The 16,325-nt window shown below is 63.1% G+C and carries 17 protein-coding genes; 6 read left to right on the top strand and 11 right to left on the bottom strand.

Annotated features, from left to right (window positions below; genetic code table 11):
* Nucleotides 1-126 precede the first annotated feature (126 nt).
* Nucleotides 127-1,173 carry a hypothetical protein gene (locus tag ACP691_RS07595; RefSeq protein ID WP_426199096.1) on the top strand — a complete coding sequence of 349 codons (1,047 nt, stop codon included), beginning with the start codon at nucleotides 127-129 and terminating at the stop codon, nucleotides 1,171-1,173.
* 6 nt (nucleotides 1,174-1,179) lie between these two features.
* Here the strand turns inward: ACP691_RS07595 and ACP691_RS07590 are convergent, their stop codons facing one another.
* On the bottom strand, nucleotides 1,180-1,314 hold the full coding sequence (locus tag ACP691_RS07590) for a hypothetical protein (protein WP_426199094.1): 135 nt from the start codon (nucleotides 1,312-1,314) through the stop codon (nucleotides 1,180-1,182).
* A 198-nt stretch (nucleotides 1,315-1,512) separates the two neighbouring features.
* On the opposite strand from ACP691_RS07590, the gene ACP691_RS07585 reads away from it, so the two are divergent.
* Nucleotides 1,513-2,502, top strand: coding sequence for a threonine/serine dehydratase (locus tag ACP691_RS07585; protein WP_426199092.1), 990 nt, complete (start codon nucleotides 1,513-1,515; stop codon nucleotides 2,500-2,502).
* Nucleotides 2,503-2,514: 12 nt separating this feature from the next.
* On the opposite strand, the gene ACP691_RS07580 is transcribed toward ACP691_RS07585, so the two are convergent.
* From ACP691_RS07580 to ACP691_RS07550, 7 genes are all read right to left on the bottom strand, one after another.
* On the bottom strand, nucleotides 2,515-3,846 hold the full coding sequence (locus ACP691_RS07580) for a TolC family outer membrane protein (protein ID WP_426199090.1): 1,332 nt from the start codon (nucleotides 3,844-3,846) through the stop codon (nucleotides 2,515-2,517).
* Complete coding sequence (locus tag ACP691_RS07575; protein WP_426199089.1) at nucleotides 3,847-5,199, bottom strand: HlyD family type I secretion periplasmic adaptor subunit; 1,353 nt, start codon at nucleotides 5,197-5,199, stop codon at nucleotides 3,847-3,849.
* On the bottom strand, nucleotides 5,192-6,931 hold the full coding sequence (locus tag ACP691_RS07570) for a type I secretion system permease/ATPase (RefSeq protein WP_426199088.1): 1,740 nt from the start codon (nucleotides 6,929-6,931) through the stop codon (nucleotides 5,192-5,194). Before ACP691_RS07570 ends, ACP691_RS07575 begins: the two co-directional genes overlap by 8 nt.
* A 265-nt stretch (nucleotides 6,932-7,196) precedes the next feature.
* Complete coding sequence (locus ACP691_RS07565) at nucleotides 7,197-8,153, bottom strand: DUF3618 domain-containing protein (protein ID WP_426199086.1); 957 nt, start codon at nucleotides 8,151-8,153, stop codon at nucleotides 7,197-7,199.
* The gene (locus ACP691_RS07560) at nucleotides 8,150-8,605 is read right to left on the bottom strand and encodes a phage holin family protein (protein ID WP_426199084.1); all 456 of its coding nucleotides are present in this window, start codon (nucleotides 8,603-8,605) and stop codon (nucleotides 8,150-8,152) included. The genes ACP691_RS07565 and ACP691_RS07560 overlap by 4 nt, the downstream gene beginning before the upstream one ends.
* A complete protein-coding gene (locus tag ACP691_RS07555; RefSeq protein WP_426199083.1) occupies nucleotides 8,602-9,240 on the bottom strand; it encodes a hypothetical protein in 639 nt (212 codons plus the stop codon). The genes ACP691_RS07560 and ACP691_RS07555 overlap by 4 nt, the downstream gene beginning before the upstream one ends.
* A gap of 131 nt (nucleotides 9,241-9,371) precedes the next feature.
* Nucleotides 9,372-10,388, bottom strand: coding sequence for a LacI family DNA-binding transcriptional regulator (locus tag ACP691_RS07550; RefSeq protein ID WP_426199081.1), 1,017 nt, complete (start codon nucleotides 10,386-10,388; stop codon nucleotides 9,372-9,374).
* A 234-nt stretch (nucleotides 10,389-10,622) separates the two neighbouring features.
* Between ACP691_RS07550 and ACP691_RS07545 the strand changes: the two genes are divergently transcribed.
* From ACP691_RS07545 to ACP691_RS07530, 4 genes are all read left to right on the top strand, one after another.
* Complete coding sequence (locus ACP691_RS07545) at nucleotides 10,623-11,213, top strand: gluconokinase (protein ID WP_426199079.1); 591 nt, start codon at nucleotides 10,623-10,625, stop codon at nucleotides 11,211-11,213.
* A gap of 2 nt (nucleotides 11,214-11,215) precedes the next feature.
* Nucleotides 11,216-12,568 carry a GntP family permease gene (locus ACP691_RS07540; RefSeq protein WP_426199078.1) on the top strand — a complete coding sequence of 451 codons (1,353 nt, stop codon included), beginning with the start codon at nucleotides 11,216-11,218 and terminating at the stop codon, nucleotides 12,566-12,568.
* Between the two features lie 105 nt (nucleotides 12,569-12,673).
* Nucleotides 12,674-12,988, top strand: coding sequence for a hypothetical protein (locus ACP691_RS07535; RefSeq protein WP_426199076.1), 315 nt, complete (start codon nucleotides 12,674-12,676; stop codon nucleotides 12,986-12,988).
* Between the two features lie 12 nt (nucleotides 12,989-13,000).
* Nucleotides 13,001-13,228, top strand: a complete 228-nt coding sequence (locus tag ACP691_RS07530) for a hypothetical protein (RefSeq protein WP_426199075.1) — start codon at nucleotides 13,001-13,003, stop codon at nucleotides 13,226-13,228.
* Between the two features lie 97 nt (nucleotides 13,229-13,325).
* Here ACP691_RS07530 and ACP691_RS07525 read toward each other — a convergent pair whose 3' ends face one another.
* From ACP691_RS07525 to ACP691_RS07515, 3 genes are all read right to left on the bottom strand, one after another.
* Nucleotides 13,326-14,744, bottom strand: coding sequence for a short-chain fatty acid transporter (locus ACP691_RS07525; protein ID WP_426199073.1), 1,419 nt, complete (start codon nucleotides 14,742-14,744; stop codon nucleotides 13,326-13,328).
* Nucleotides 14,745-14,854: 110 nt separating this feature from the next.
* On the bottom strand, nucleotides 14,855-15,511 hold the full coding sequence (locus tag ACP691_RS07520; protein WP_426199071.1) for a CoA transferase subunit B: 657 nt from the start codon (nucleotides 15,509-15,511) through the stop codon (nucleotides 14,855-14,857).
* 26 nt (nucleotides 15,512-15,537) lie between these two features.
* On the bottom strand, nucleotides 15,538-16,236 hold the full coding sequence (locus tag ACP691_RS07515) for a CoA transferase subunit A (protein WP_426199069.1): 699 nt from the start codon (nucleotides 16,234-16,236) through the stop codon (nucleotides 15,538-15,540).
* Between the last annotated feature and the right edge of the window lie 89 nt (nucleotides 16,237-16,325).

Genomic DNA, 16,325 nt, shown 5'->3' with positions numbered 1-16,325 from the left:
CCTGGAATCCGTTCACGGTTCCATGGCGCTTCGCTGGACACCGACGTGCGGTAAGGATATGTTTCCGGGGTCGAACGGCGCCACGGAGGCGTCGCGGCGCAATTGGACTGCATCCGAGGTATCAACATGGGAACCAGGCACCTGCTGGCGCTCGTCGTGGGCTATGGATTACTGGGCGGATGCGCTCAGGGCCCCCTCCTGCACTACACTGCCTTTGGCGATGGCGGCCAGGTGCGCCAGGGAGATTATTCAGGCCTGACGAAATTTACCCTCGCCAAGACCCTGTTGCTGGTCCAGCAGGCCAAGGGTCACGCCAGCGTAACCTCCATCCCGGCCGAGGCCAGCGGCATAGGCACTGATTTTGGCATCTTGGCGAATGCGAGCGGCGGGCAGGCTAGCCTGCAACTGACCAAGATCGGCGATACCAACCTGGTGAACACCCTGGCATTGCGTCCGTCGGACCTGCCCGCCGCGCGCCCGGAGGTCGCGTCGCAGAGCGCTGCTCCCGCGACAGCCTCCATGAGCCAACTGAAAGACAGCACGGTATTGGCCATCGATGTGCAGGCGCTATTGGACAGTCCGCGCCCCGGCCCCTTGCCCGTGGCCGGCCTCGCCAGCGATGGCAACCGTGAACTGGCCTTCGAACTGGCATTCGAGGCCGTGCCTAGCGACGCCATCGAGACTCGCAAGCTCGACTTACAGCGTACCGGCAACCTGTACTTCTACTCGGCCTGCCGTACCGCCACCCTCACCTTCCTCAATCCACCCTTGGCTGGGCAACGCTTCACCCTCACCGTGGCCGATCCGAATTACGTGCAGACGGTGAGCATGGAACCGGGCCGCACGATAGCAACCCATCCAGGTTGCGGGGTCGATGTGCTCGTCGGCGACCCCCTGCAACGCGCCCCTGCCGCCGCGCAGGTGCAGCAGGTGGCACAGGCGCGTAGCCTGGCATCGTCCTGGACTACGAAAGCCCTGCCCGACCGGAAGGCCGCCCTGGCTGCGCTGAAGCCGGTAGCCCCGGCCAAGCCCACCCGGCGTAAAGGCAGTGTCGGCAAGGCCAGCGCGCCTCGAGTGGCGGACAAGCCCGCCACCACCACAGCGGAGGAAGCGTTGCGCAATACCGAAATACGCGTTCCACCGGCGCCGCGTCGAGAATCGTTCACCTTCTGAGCACGGTCAGGCGGGGTCTGTAAGGGCTTGGTCCGGCTGCGCATCTTCCTCAGGCTTGTCCTGGCCCGGGTCGCTACCGTACTCGTCATAATCGGCGGGCGTCTGGGTGGGTTTATCGGCATACGGCTCTTGCTCGGCCATCACGGGCTCCTTTCGCTGAGTTCTACAGATTCGAGGTGCCGAAATCGCGAATGTTCAGCCACGAAGCTCGCAACCTTCACTACACTGAACAGAATCCATAGCCGCCCGGGTAGAACTGGCCTGCGTGCAGTCTCCGTCAAGGCCCTGATCAGCTTGATATATCTGCGTCGCGCCCGCAGGGCCGCGCTGGGAGCGCGAATGAGCCAGAACCCTGATTCCACGGATGTGTCGCTCGACACCTTGTACCGAGACATCATTGCGGCCCACTCGGCCATACGCCCGGCCGTGGCGGTAACGCCGATGACCTACAGCGAGCGGTTTTCCAGGGCCACCGGCTGCGAGATCTTCTTCAAGTGCGAGCACCAGCAGCATACTGGGTCGTTCAAGTACCGCGGCGCCTACAACAAGATGCGCCTGCTTACGCCGCAGGAGCGCGCCCGGGGCGTGGTGGTCGCCACGTCGGGCAATCATGGCCAGGCCATGGCGTTGGCCGGTCGCCTGGCCGGCGTCGAGATCACCGTCTACACCCCGCAACGCACCTCGCCCTACAAGATCGAGGCCATGCGTGCCCTGGGCGCTACGGTGGTTACTGTGCCGGGCACCTCCCTGGACGCCGAGATCGAAGCCAGCCGGCAGGCGCAACTGCAGGGCAAGCCCTATGTATCGCCCTACAATGACCTGGCTGTGATCGCCGGTCAGGGTACGGTGGGCGTCGAGATGAATGAACAGCAGCCTGGCGTCGACGTGGTGTTCGCCGCGGTGGGCGGTGGCGGCCTGATTTCAGGTATCGGGGCCGCCTTGGCCCGGCTCAACCCTGGCGCCCGGCTCATCGGCTGCTGGCCTGAGCACGCTGCCAGCCTTTATCGAAGCCTTGAAGCCGGAGAAATCGTTTCCGTAGCCAACGAGCCTTCCATTGCCGAAGGCGTGGCCGGAGGCATATTCCCCGGCGCTGTCACCTTCGGCCTGTGCCAACAGCTGATCCACCAGAGCGTGCTGGTAAGCGAAGCGGAAATCCACGAAGCCATGCGCCTGGTGGCCGTCGACGAACACTGGATCATCGAGGGCGCGGCCGGAGCATCCCTGGCCGGGGCGCTTCGAATGGCCCGCGGCCTGGCCGGCAAGCGGGTAGCGGTCGTGCTTTGCGGACGCAATATCGATTGGCCCATATTCCTCAAGGCCGTTTCCTGATCCAGGCGGGCTTCAGAACAGCGCCTCTACCTGGGCGAGCACGGCGCGGTCCATCTGTCCGGTATGCACATGCAGGGTCACGTAGCTTTGCAGCATGTCCAGCTTGGCGTTGAGCAGGTCCCGGCGAGCCTCGAACAGGCGCTGCTGAGCATCGAGGATGTCCACGGTGGAGCGTACTCCCCCCTGGAAGCCTTTTTCCGTGGAAACCAGCGCGCGCTGGTTGGACTCCACCGCCCGTTGGGTCGCGCGGCACTTTGCGTAGCCGGCCACCACGCCCGCATAGGCGGTTTCAACGTCTTCGCTGAGTTGCTGACGCTGGGCGTCGGCGTCGGCCTGGGCCCCCGCAAGGGCTTCGGTCGCCTTGCGCACCGAGGCGCTGGTGGCCCCACCGCGGTAAAGGGGAATGTCCAGGGCAAGCCCCACGTAGTAGCTGTCTTGCCGGGGCGAAAGCTCCTCGTACTGAGAGTTGTCCCGGCGAGTCAACTGCGTAGTCAGCGACAATGTGGGATAATGCCCGGCCTTCTGCGCCTCGGCCTCGCTCTCGGCCACCTTGACCTCGGCCAGTCGAGCCGCCAGTTCAGGGCTGGCCTCGCGGGCCAGGCCCGTCCAGTAGCCCAAGTCGTGGCCATCGTTCAACGGGTTGTCCGGCGGGGCCTCACGCATTGGCACGATTTCCAGCAGCGGCAGGCTGCCCCGGCCAGACAGGGTACGCAAGGCGGCGATGCGCTGCGCCTGGTTCTCCGCCTCCTGGGCTTCGACCAGATCATAACGGGCGCGCGCTTCATCCACATCGGTAATCGCGCCCTGCCCTTTCTCGTAGAGGCGCTGACTCTGATCCACCAGCCCGGCGATCGCGGCCTTTTGCTGGGCGATCAGTTTCAGCTCGTTCTCCACCCTCGCCACCGCGAAATAGGCCTTGGCGACCCGATCGTAGAGCGCCTGGTCGGCTACCTGGTATTGCACTTCGCCCAGCTCTCCACGCGCCTTGCCCTGCTGGTAGGCCGCCCAGCGTCCCTTGTCGTAGATCGGCTGCTGGGCGATCAGCGATAGGCTGTTGGACTGATAGTCGTCACTGTCGACATAGCTGGCGTCAGTGCCGCCGTCGGTACGGCCGCCCTTGCCATAGCGCGAACTCAAGGACAACTGAGGCAATAGCCCGCCGCGGCCGATGGCTTCTTCGTTCTGCGCCGCCCGATGCGAGGAATCGGCCGAACGCATCACGGGATCGTTCAATCGGGAAGCGTCGTACAGCTGCAGCAGAGTCAGGCGATCAGGGTCTGGGCTCAATGCGTGGGCCTGGATAGACAGGCACAGCAGCGCAAGGGGTAGCCAGCGGTTATTCATTCATTCTTCCTTGAAGGCTGCGAGCAGGCGCTCGCGCAAGGGTTTCATCAGGTAATTGACAAGGGTTCGCTCACCCGTCACTACGGTCACGTCCGCCAGCATCCCGGGCTTGATTGGCAGCCCGGCCGCCTGCAGCTTGGGCAGTGTATCGGGCGGCAATTCCACCTTGGCGGAGAAATAGGGCTGGTGGGTCTGCTCATCGATGAGCTGGTCCGCTGAAACCGTCGCCACGGTTCCGGTCACCGTTGGCGTGTCTACCCGCTGCAAGGCGGTGAAATGTACCTGCACCGGCAGACCAGGCCGCAACTTGTTGGCGAGCATCGGCGGGAAGCGCGCGGTGATCCCCAAGGGCGTGCCGACCGGCACGACTTCCAGCAGTGCCTGCCCGGCCGTGGCTACCCCGCCGATGGTATGCACGGTCAGGTTGAGCACTTCCCCGGATACCGGCGCGCGTAGCGAGCCATTATCTACCTCGAAACGCAGGGCGCGGATCTGGTCGGCATACCCGGAGGCCTCGGCCGCCACGTCACTGAGCTGGCTTTCCGCGTCACGGCGAAACTCCTGCTCCTGCTGCATCGCCTTGAGCCTGCTCTCATTGATCGATTGTTCGGTCTTGCCGATATCACCGATGGACGAGGCGATCTGTCCAGACAGTTGCGCGGTATTGCGCTCAGCCTCGAACAGCTTGGCCCGGGGCACATAGCCATCTTGCGCCAGGTCACGCAGCCCATTGAGTTCTTCCTGCTGGAAGCTCATCTGCGCATCGTAATTGCTCTTTACCTGGCGATACGCGCGCAATTGCTGCGTAAGGGAAGCCACCTCGTGATCGACGATGCCCTGCCGGCTGGCCAGTTCGGCCTTGCGTGTCAGGAACAGATTTTCCTGCAGCGCCATGGCTGCCTTGGCGCGTGGGTCGGCGGCATGCTCGAGCAGATCCGCGGGCCACTCGATATGGTCCTGCCGGAGCCTTTCGGCGGTCAGTCGCGCCTCGGTGGCACGGGCACTCAACAGCTTGCCCAAGGTTACCTCCAACTGGGACTGGGCCTGGACCGTATTGAGCTGCACCAGCAATTGCCCTTGGCTGACCAGGTCGCCCTCGCTTACGAGGATCTTCTCGACAACACCGCCAACCAGCGGCTGCACTGTCTTGCGTTCGCCGGCCACCACCACGGTGCCTTGCCCGACCATGCCCTGGTCCAGGGGGGCCACGAAAGCCCAGAGCAGGAATCCACCGAAGGCGATCAGCAGAAACCAGAGGCCTTTGCGCGCCGTGCTGCCGGCATCGGCGTTGGCGGCCTCGTTCGAAATGGGAGTCACCGGCGCCAATGGCCGGCGTGCGGTTACGTCACGCATCGGAGCGCGCCTCCTTGACGGGGGGATTGGGGGCTACGGTGGGAGCGCTTGCCGGCGGCAATACCGCCTTGAGTACCTGGTCGCGGGAACCGAACAATTGCTGGCGGCCGTCGTTGAGGACCAGGATCTTGTCGACCACTCCCAGCACACTCGGCCGGTGGGTGATCATGATCACGGTACTGCCTGCGTTCTTGAGTGCCCGCAGTGCCTGCACCAGCGCCTGCTCGCCGGCTTCGTCCAGGTTGGAGTTGGGCTCGTCCAGCACGATCAGGGCCGGTTGGCCATACAGTGCCCGAGCCAGGCCGATGCGTTGCTTCTGTCCGCCAGACAGGCCCTGCCCACCGGGGCCGAGGACAGTGTCGTACCCTTGCGGGAAGCGCAGGATCATTTCATGGATACCGGCATGCCGAGCGGCCTGGATGATCGGCTCGGAGTCGAGCTCACCGAAGCGGGCGATGTTCTCGGCCACACTGCCATCGAACAGCTCGATATCCTGCGGTAGATAGCCCAGATGAGGCCCCAGCGCTTCGGGTGCCCATTGGTCCAGCGGCGCTCCATCCAGGCGCACGGCACCTTCCATCGCAGGCCAGATGCCCACCAGCGCGCGGGCCAGGGTGGATTTGCCCGAAGCGCTAGGGCCGATCACCGCCAGGATCTCGCCCTTGGCCAGCTGGAAATCCACACCCTTGATGATCGGGTCCTTCGCGCCGGGCGGCGCGGCCAGCAAACGCTCCACCTTGAGGGCGCCCGTTGGCGCCGGCAGTGCCATGGGCGCCACTGTTTCAGGCTCTTCAGCCAGCAGGTCGCTCAGGCGGCGGTAGCTCTGGCGAGCACCCACGAATTGTTTCCACGAGCCGATCGCGATTTCAACCGGCGCCAGGGCGCGTCCCAGCAGCAGGGACATGGCGATCATCATGCCTCCTGAGATCTGCCCTTCCAGCACCAACAACGCCCCCAGGCCTAGAGACAACGACTGCGCCGCGACGCGCACGAACTTGGTCATGGCGCTGATCCGCGCGCCTCGGTCGCTGGCCACGGCCTGGGCGGAGATCATGCCCTGTTGCAGCCAGCTCCAACGCTTGCGCAGCGCTGGCAGCATGCCCATCGCCTGGATCACCTCGGCATTATGCAAGCTGCTGTTCACATAAAGGTTGGCCTTCATGGAAAGGCCGTTGGCCTGGGCCAGACTGGGCCGGGTGGAAAGCTCCCCCCAAAGCGCCAAGGCGATCAAGACCAGGGCAACGCCCAGGGACAGGAAGCCGAACCAGGGGTGAAACAGGAACGCGATGACCATGAAGACCGGGAGCCAGGGCGCGTCGAGCATCGCCAACAGCCCCTGGCCGGTGATGAACTGGCGTACCTGGGTAAGATCGCCGAACACTTGAGCGGGATTGCTGTCCTGCTTGCGCAAGCTGCGGGTGAAAGCCGCGTCAAACAAGCGCTGCGCCAAGGTAGCGTCGATCCCCGCGCTCATGCGGATCATGACCTGGCCGCGTAGCCATTCGATCACGCCACTGAGCATGAACAGCCCCATGGCGATAAGGGTAAGCATGAGCAGGGTAGTTTCATTGCGACTGGTCAAAACCCGGTCATACACCTGCATCATGTAGAGCGAAGGTACCAGCACCAGCAGGTTGATGACGCCACTGAAAATAGCCAGCGCCCAGAAGACCCGACGGTAGCGTAACAGGGCGGCGTCGATGTCGTTGCGAGGATCAAGAGTCAAGCGCATGAACGTTACCGAATGTGAAAACCGAGTCTCTGACCGTGAAAGTTCGATTTCATTCCGCCATCACGGACGCCTGTAACAACTATTGCATGCTTCCTTGCCAATTCGGATACGCATGCTGCGCAGACTGTATGAAACCATGGCGGAGCGCAAGAAAAAGGCACAAGGGATTGGAATTCACGACGGAATATTGACGAAGCTCCGCGAGCGAACAAAAAAAACCCCGGACGTTTCAAAAACGCCCGGGGCAAAAAAAGCGCCGAGGATATCAATGGTGGGTGCCAAGCCCTCGGGAAAGATCAGTATCGCCCCCAGCATTGGGTCGGCCAACGTGAGCAGCGCTGTCATAGCCATTGCCACTGGCGTTGCCCTTGGACGAGCCGCGGGCATCGCTCTCGTTACCGCGAGCCTGCTCAACCACCGCGCCCGCTTCGCTCTTCACCGTTTCCTTGACTTCACGCGCCTTGCTCTTGACTTGCTCTGTCAGCCGGTCACTGGTCTTGCCCAGCAGTCGATTTTCATGGCGAGTGGAAGGCAAGGCAGCGCCAAAGGCAGCGCCGAGCGCCAAGCCAACCGCTGCCAGAACCAGCGGCTGCTCCTGAAGCAGATGCTCGAATTGGCCCTTGACCTGGACGCCGGTGGTCTTGGCCTGGTGCGTCAGATCGTGAGCGCCGTGATTGAGGCGTTCGCTCCCCTGGCTAAGGCGATCACTGGCGCCATCGCGCCAAGTCGTTGCCTTGTCCTTGACGCTGGACGCGCCCGAGGCGACCGAGTTTTTCACACTGGAAGCACTGGAAGTGACCGAGTCCTTGACCGCCGAAGCGCGGGTAGTCACCGAATCGGCGGCACCACGCAGTTGCTCCTTGGCCGAGTCCACCACCTGGCCGACCTTGCTTGCGGCGGCGCTGGCCCGATCCATCAGGCTGGGCCCTTCGTTAACTCGGCGCGGCGCGATGGGCCGGTTCTGGTTCATCGCCAACCAGGCCAGGCTCAGGCCGGCCAGCACAGTGGGGACCGGGTTGTTCTTCACAGTGGTGCCCAGGTTCTGGAAGAACTCACCGCCATTGCCACGGGTGTAGGCCAGGGCCTGGTCGAAGAGTTGGCCGGGGGTCAGCTTGCTCTCCAGAGCATCCACGATATTGCTGATATTGGCCCGTTGCTGGTCAATCTCATGCTCCAGCGTTTCCGGACTTTTATGGGACTGTGCGGTAATCGAGGAAGTCATGGCAGTTTACTCCGCAGTGCTTGCTGGTCTTTATCCATGGCATTGAGGGTACGGTCTGGCTTGAAGTGAGACGGCTCGAACTGTTTTTTGCCTGCCTGCAGCATGATGAAACCGATCACCATCACGACGCCGCCAACGATGAGCGCGGCCAGCCAAGGCTGCAGCACGGTGCTCAAGCCGTAGACCGCCGCCATCAACAACACGATGAAACCGCCCAGCAACACAATGGCTCCGCCGGCGACAGCCGCGACACCGGCCTTGAGGGTGGTGAGGCTCTTTTCCATTTCAGCCTTGGCCAAGGCCAATTCCTTGCTGAACAGGGCGGGCACTTCGTGGGTCAGCTGGCGCAACAGGCTGATAACGCTTGCATCACCCTCGGGCGTATGCACAGTGGTCTCGCGACGCACCTGCCCGGTGGCAGAGGTTTGCGTGGTGCGCGTCTCGACGTTCATACCAGGCCTCCTTTGTTCAGCGAATCGGCAGGCTTGTCCAGTGTTGGATAGGTGGCTGCCTCACCAAGGGGATCGGCAGCGGGCAGCGGGTCCACCGGCGGGCGGCTGCCTGGCATGGTGCTGCCCTCGGCGACAGTGCTCTGGTAGGGCGCGCTGGCGCCATAGGCTTCCTGCGGGGTAGGCGCCATCGCGCTCAGCCCGTCGTCCTCGCTGGAAGTACCCGATGGCGCTGAAGCGCGGAGGAAGCGAGACAAGGCAAAGCCCACTGCCACGGTGCCGGCCAGGAACAACAGCGGATTTTCCCGGGCCACGCGGGCGCCTTCCTGCAGAAGCTCTTCAGCGCTCTTGTGGCGCATGCGATCGGCAAAATCACCCAGGCTGGCGGCGACATCGGACAGCCCCTGAGCCAGCCCCAGTGTGTCGCGTCCTTCCATGGCCGACGCGGCCGATTGCACACCTTCGACCAGGCCCTCGAGCTGATCGGCGGCTTTATCGCGGTACTGCTCGAATTGCTGAGTACCTTGCTCTTTCAATTCATTGACCGCCGAGCTGGCTTCACTGGTGATAGTGTGCAAGTGGTCTTGTGCACGGTCCGCGCCCTTCGGCGTCGGTGACTGGTTTGGGATGGTCATCATGTCGCTCCTCAAAGGAAGTGGACTGTTGATGCGCGTTCGCCGGATTGCGATCCGCATCGCCCTACACTATTGAGGACGCCTTGACCAGAGGATGAGTTCAGTCTAATCGCACCGGTTCCGGTGACCGGTCATCAGCTTTCTCGCACGATCAACTCGAAGCCCAGGTCGCTGGGGCGCGTCGGCGCGCCCTTTCCATCGAGCTGGTCGAGCAGCATCAACGCGGCCTGGCGACCGATTTCAGCCCTCGGCGTGCGGATGGACGTCAGCCGGGGAACCATGTGTGCCGATGCTGGCAGGTCGTTGAAGCCCACTACGGCGACCTGGGCCGGAATGTTTATGCCCAGGCGCTGCGCCTCGAAGATCGCGCCCTGTGCCAGGTCATCGTTGCAAAAGAAGATTCCATCCACATCGGGGCGCGCACGCAGCAAGCGGCGGAACAGCTCGCCACCCAATCCGATGGAGGAAGGTTCAGGGCACATCACTTCGAGCGCCGGATCATGGCACCCCGCCTGGCTCAGCGCCTGACGAAAGCCCTCGGCACGCTGAAGGACCCGTGGGTCCAACTGAGCCGCGACATAAGCCAGGTGTCTGCGGCCCTGGCCAAGCAGGTGGGCAGCGGCCGCCGCGCCGGCCTGCTCTTGGGAGAAGCCCACGCAGGCAACCCCGGGAGCGCCACTGAGTTCCATCATATGGACACGAGGCAGCGACGCCTGGGCAAGCAGGCGAGTAGCGTGCTCGCTGCGAGTGACTCCCGTCAGCAACATTCCGCACGGCTGGTAGGCCAGATAGTTGCGGATAAGGTTTTCTTCTTCCTGTTCATCGTAGTGGTAGTTGCCGATGAGAACTTCCAGCCCCCTGGGTCGGAACACCTGATGGATAGCCTCCAGCGTGTCAATGAACAGGTGGTTGGACAGCGAGGGTATCAATACCACCACCGATTGACTTCGCGCAGACGCCAGGGCTCGGGCCGCCGGGTTGGCCACGTAGCCGAGGCTGGCGGCCGCCTCCTGTACTCGCTGGACCAGCTCCGGCGCGACCGTGGCAACCCCGCGCAAGGCCCGTGACGCGGTAATGGGGGATACGCCTGAGAGGCGGGCGACTTCATCGAGCGTAGGTCGGCCAGTGGTACGGGTGCCAGAACGAGCCATGTACTGAAGCATCTCTGTTTCACGGTAGCCGGCGAGTGTAGGAATTTTCGCTTGCCATGGGTAGGAATTTGGTTAAGGTAGCGCTGTCTCAAGCGGCGGGAAATGCAGTAGAGCCCAGTCGCCCGCGGTCGAATCCGTCATACCGCTTTGACATATACGAACAACAAGAAGGGTGTGGCGTTAGCGGCGTTGGCCTTCCATCGCCCAGACAGCGCTACCCCGCTGGAGGTAAAGATGGTTTCACCCTTGAGCGCGCTGGTCGTGATGGGCGTGTCCGGCTGCGGCAAAAGCAGCGTCGGCGCGGCTATCGTCGAGCGCAGTGGCGGCCGCCTGATCGAAGGCGATGCGTTCCACCCTGCCGCCAATATCGCCAAGATGAGCGCGGGCATCCCTCTGGATGACACTGACCGAGCGGGCTGGCTCCAGCGCCTTGGCGAGGAGATGGCCACCTGGGTTGCCCAGGGCCAGCGCCCGGTGCTGACCTGCTCGGCATTGAAACGCAAGTATCGCGACACGCTTCGAAACGCGGTGCCGGAGCTCGGCTTCGTGTTCCTGGAGCTGTCGCGTGAAGAAGCCGCGGACCGGGTCGCACACCGCCCCGGCCATTTCATGCCGGCCAGCCTGATCGATAGCCAATTCGCCGCGCTCGAGCCGCCAACAGGCGAATCCCACACCCTGGCCGTGGACGCCACCCTGCCAATCGTCGAACTCGCCCGGCAAGTGGACGGTTGGCTGCGTGAATCCGGTGCCGATGACCACAGCCAAGCCGTCGGCGACGCTGCCGGCACCCCCTTCTGCGCCATCAATAACAATACGAGGCCTTGACCATGCTGGGTTTGCCCCTTGATACCTTTCTGATGATCGATGCGCTGGTGACGATCATCGGCTTGATCCTGTTGATCACTAAGTTGAAGGTCCACCCCTTCGTGGCCCTTACCCTGGCCGCCGGCTTCCTCGGCTTGACCTCCGGGATGCCCGTGGCCAAGGTCATGAAGTCGTTCCAGGACGGCTTCGGCGGCGTGCTCGGTTTCGTCGGCATCGTGCTTGCCCTGGGCACCATGCTGGGCAAGTTGATGGCCGATTCCGGCGGCGCCGACCAGATCGCCCAGACCCTCATCCGCTGGTTCGGGGTGCGCTATGTTCACTGGGCGATGATGTTCTCGGCCTTCCTGGTAGGAATCCCGCTGTTCTTCGAAATCGGTTTCGTCCTGCTGATTCCGCTGGTGTTCATCGTGGCGCGACGCTCCGGCGTGTCGCTGGTGAAGATCGGCATCCCTCTGCTGGCGGGCCTTTCGGTGGTGCACGGCCTGGTGCCTCCCCATCCCGGTCCGTTGCTGGCCATCGGCGTGTTCGGCGCGGATATCGGCAAGACTATCTTCTACGGCCTGCTGGTGGGCCTGCCCACAGCGATGATCGCCGGACCGCTGTTCGGTGCGTTCATCTCTCGCTACGTACCGGGCAACCCCTCCCAGGAGCTGATGGACCAGATCGCCAAGGAATCGAGCGCCCGGGACCTGCCGAGCTTTACGGTGACCCTGGTCACTGTGCTTCTTCCTGTATTCCTGATGCTGCTCAAGACCTTCGCCGACGTAGTATTGCCGGCCGACCACGTGGTACGCGTATGGATGGACCTGATCGGCCATCCCATCACTGCCCTGCTCGCCGCCCTGCTCCTGGCTTTCTATACCTTTGGCTTCGCTCGCGGCTTTTCCCGCTCCCAGGTCATGAAGCTCCTGGATCAGAGCCTGGCGCCCACCGCCGCGATCATCCTGATCGTAGGCGCGGGCGGCGGTTTCAAGCAGATGTTGGTGGATACGGGCGTCGGTAACGTGATCGGCCAGATGGCCGTGCACGCTCAGATCAACCCGCTTTTGCTCGCCTGGCTGGTGGCCGCGGTGATTCGCATAGCGACCGGCTCGGCAACGGTAGCGACCATCACTGGCGCCGGTATAGTCGCCCCTGTGGTCACGCTGATTCCAGACGTCAACCGTGAGCTGTTGGTGCTTGCCACAGGCGCCGGTTCGGTGATTCTTTCCCACGTCAACGACGCAGGTTTCTGGCTGGTGAAGCAGTACTTCAACATGACCGTGGAAGAAACCTTCAAGACCTGGAGCATGATGGAAACCATTCTTTCAGTGGTAGGCATCGTCCTGATCCTGCTGTTGTCGCTGGTGGTATGACCCTGCCCAGCGCAGCGACGGAGTGAATACCACCCGTCGCTTCGCTGGCACTAAGCCTTGCGTTCGCCTGCCTCATGTCATGTGTCCTTCATCCTGGAGACGAACATGACCCGCAAATCCCTCGCTACCCTTTTCCTGGCCGCGACCCTTGGCGCCGGCAGCGCACTGGCCCTGGCTGATTCGAGCACTGGCACCACCGCGCCGGCCAACCCCGGTACCCTGCCTGCCGACAAGGGCGGCGCCACGGGCACCGGCACCGGCAGCCTGCCCAACCGCAATACCGACGGCTCCTCCGCCAGCAATCCCAAGCCGCATACCAACACCGACGTGTCCACGCCTCAGAGCAGCGATACTCGGCCAACCAACGGAAAAACCGGCATGGGTGGCACGGGCTCCGAAGGCACCGGCACTGACAAGTGAGCGGAGGCGATCATGACCAACCGCGCGCTAGATGAACCAGGCACTGCCCAGACGGAGGTCGATAGCCAGCCGCACGACCAAGGTACTACCGGCGCAGCCATAGGGCCCGGCGCGACGCCGGGCGAAGGTGACCCCTCCACCGCCGAAGGCAACAGCTATAGCCCTGACTTCGAGCCTGAACCCGGCGAGGAAAAGGTGTACAACCCCAAGGACGCCGACATCGATACCGACGGCGGTTGAGCTACCCAGACGGTTGTTCTGACCCCCGGCCTGCCCTGCTGCCCTCGTCACGCGAGGGCAGCGTCGTTTTGGCCGACGGGTTCGTGCGTCTGCCCGCTCAAGGCGCTATCGGCGGTACGTAGGCCAGGGTACCGCCCAGCCACCAGAGCAGGACCAGTACCAAAGGCGCGTGCACCAGCAACTGCACGAAAGAAAAACCAATCAGCTCCCGCGCCTTCAGTCCAAGCACCCCGAGCAGTGGCAGCATGTAGAAGGGGTTGATCAAGTTTGGCAGGGCTTCCGCCGCGTTGTAGATCTGGACGGCCCAACCCAGGTGATAGCCAAGGTCGTTGGCCACCTGCATTACGTAGGGCGCCTCAATGATCCACTTGCCGCCGCCGGAAGGGATGAAAAAACCCAGGACCGCGGAATAGACGCCCATCAACACGGCATAGGTGTCGTGGCTGGCAATCTGCACGAAGAAGGTGGAAATGTGATGGGCGACGGTTTGCCCATCCATGCCCTTGACGGTTGTCATGATCGCTGCGATGGAACCGTAGAGGGGGAACTGGATGAGCACCCCGGTGGTGGTTGGCACAGCCCGAGCCACGGCGTCGAGGAAGCTGCGGGGACGCCAGTGCAAGAGTGCGCCGAGCATGAGGAACAGGAAGTTGTAGGTGTTCAGACCGGAAATGGCCATTATCACTGGCTTGCTTGCGAACTCCTTGGCCAGCCAGCCACCGGCTAGCAGTACCAGGATGATCGTCAGTACCGGGCTGTACTCCAGCCATTCCCCTGGCCGCTCTCGCTTGCAAAGGGCAGGCGCGTTGAAGCTGGGGTCTACCCCGCAGGCCCGGGCATCTTTGGCGCTACCGGCGCCTGGGGCGGTAACGTAGGCCACTATCAGGGAAACCACCACCAAAGCCAGAAGAAGCACACCCGACTGCCAGAGGAAGATGGTCTGGGTGAAGGGGATCACACCGGTGATCGCCAGGATTGAAGGAGGGAGGCTCGCCGGATTGGCCTGTAGCTGGGCCGCCGAGGATGACAACCCCAGCGCCCAGACTGCGCCTAACCCCAGATAAGCAGCCGCCCCCGCCGCCCGATAATCCATGCGCAGCTCTTCGCGCCTGGCCAGGGCCCGCACCAGCAAGCCGGCGAATACCAGGGACAAGCCCCAATTGAGCAGCGATGCGAGCATGGATACCAGGGCCACCCAGGCCACGGCGGATCGGCCATTGCGCGGTACTCGCGCCAAGGCGGCGATCAGCCTGGCCGCGGGCGGGGAGCTGGCGACCACATAGCCGCCGATGACAACGAAGGCCATCTGCATGGTGAATGGGATCAGGCTCCAGAAACCGTCGCCAAAGGCCGCGGCGGTCGCCGTCGGGGTACCGCCAATGGCCATGGCGGCCAGGGCTACCACCACCACTGCCAGCGCGGCGAAGACATAGGAATCGGGAAACCAGCGTTCGGCGAAACCCGAACAGCGCAGGGCGAACCGGGCGAACCGGCTGTCTTCCAGGGAAGTGGACATAGTCAACCTTTTATTCTCGTTATCGGGCAAACCATCGCAAGCGCCCCGCGGCCCGGCGAGCCGCTCAGGGCCTGCCAAGGACGCAGGGGCGCGCGAACACTTCAGTGACGCTAGAACGTCATTTCAGGCACGTGATCCGGTACTACCAGACGGCCGGCGGTCTTGGCGACGATTTCCTCGACGCTCACGCCAGGGGCCCGCTCATGCAGGATGAAAGCGCCGTCGTCTATTTCCAGCCAGGCCAGGTCCGTGAGTACCTTGCGGATGCAGCCGGCGCCGGTAAGCGGCAGACTGCAACGAGGCAGCAATTTCGACTCACCGTCCTTGGAGGCATGGGTCATGGTAACGATGATGTTGTCCGCGCCAGCGACCAGGTCCATGGCGCCACCCATGCCCTTGACCAGCTTTCCAGGAATCATCCAGGAGGCGATATTCCCCTCCACGTCCACCTCGAAGGCGCCCAGCACGGTAAGGTCCACGTGGCCGCCACGGATCATGGCGAAGGACAGCGCCGAGTCGAAAATGGACGCGCCGATGCGGGCGGTCACCGTTTGCTTGCCGGCGTTGATCATGTCGGCATCCACGGTCGCCTCTGTGGGGAACTCGCCCATGCCGAGCAGGCCGTTCTCCGATTGAAGCATGACGTCCATGCCAGGCGGGACATAGTTGGCTACCAGGGTCGGAATGCCGATTCCCAGGTTGACGTAATACCCGTCGCGCAATTCACGCGCTACACGCTGGGCCATTTGTTCGCGGGTCAGAGCCATGTTCGAGATCCTCCGGTGAGCGGCGCTCACGCCTTCAATGTGCGTTTTTCGATGCGCTTTTCAAAGCTGCCCTGGATAACCCGGTCGACGAAGATCCCCGGGGTATGGATCTGGCTGGGCTCAAGACTGCCCGGCTCGACGATTTCTTCGACCTCCACCACGGTGATCCGGCCGGCGGTTGCCGCCAGTGGATTGAAGTTCTGGGCCGTATGGCGGTACACGACATTGCCGAAATGGTCGGCCTTCCAGCCCTTCACGATCGCAAAATCTCCGGTAATGGCCTGTTCAAGGATGTAATGGCGGCCATTGAAGACCCGGACCTCCTTGCCTTGCGCGATGGGAGTGCCATAGCCGGTCGCAGTATAGAATGCGGGGATGCCTGCGCCACCGGCGCGCATTTTTTCCGCCAGGGTCCCCTGGGGGGTCAGTTCCACTTCGAGTTCGCCGTCCAGCAGCTGCCGCTCGAATAAGGCGTTCTCGCCAACGTAGGAGGCGATCATCTTGCGAATCTGCCGCTCCTCGAGCAGCACCCCAAGGCCGAAGCCATCAACGCCGCAGTTGTTGGAGACCACCGTGAGCCCGCGCACACCCATGCGCTTGATCTGAGCGATAAGGTTTTCAGGGATGCCGCAGAGGCCGAACCCGCCGGCCAATATGGTCATGTTGTCGGTCAGCCCTGCGAGGGCCTCTTCGTAGGTGTATACCCGCTTGTCGAGTCCGGCCATGGTGAGTGCCTTTTTATCGTTATGAGGTCGCCCGAACGGGTTCCCCTAGGAGACATTCGGAGCGATGGGCTTATCTTCCGCCTGAAGCA

This window comes from Pseudomonas sp. DC3200b2 (genome assembly GCF_049895785.1).
In the GTDB taxonomy this organism is placed as follows: Bacteria; Pseudomonadota; Gammaproteobacteria; order Pseudomonadales; family Pseudomonadaceae; genus Aquipseudomonas; species Aquipseudomonas massiliensis.
This window is presented reverse-complemented; position numbering and strand designations above follow the sequence as displayed.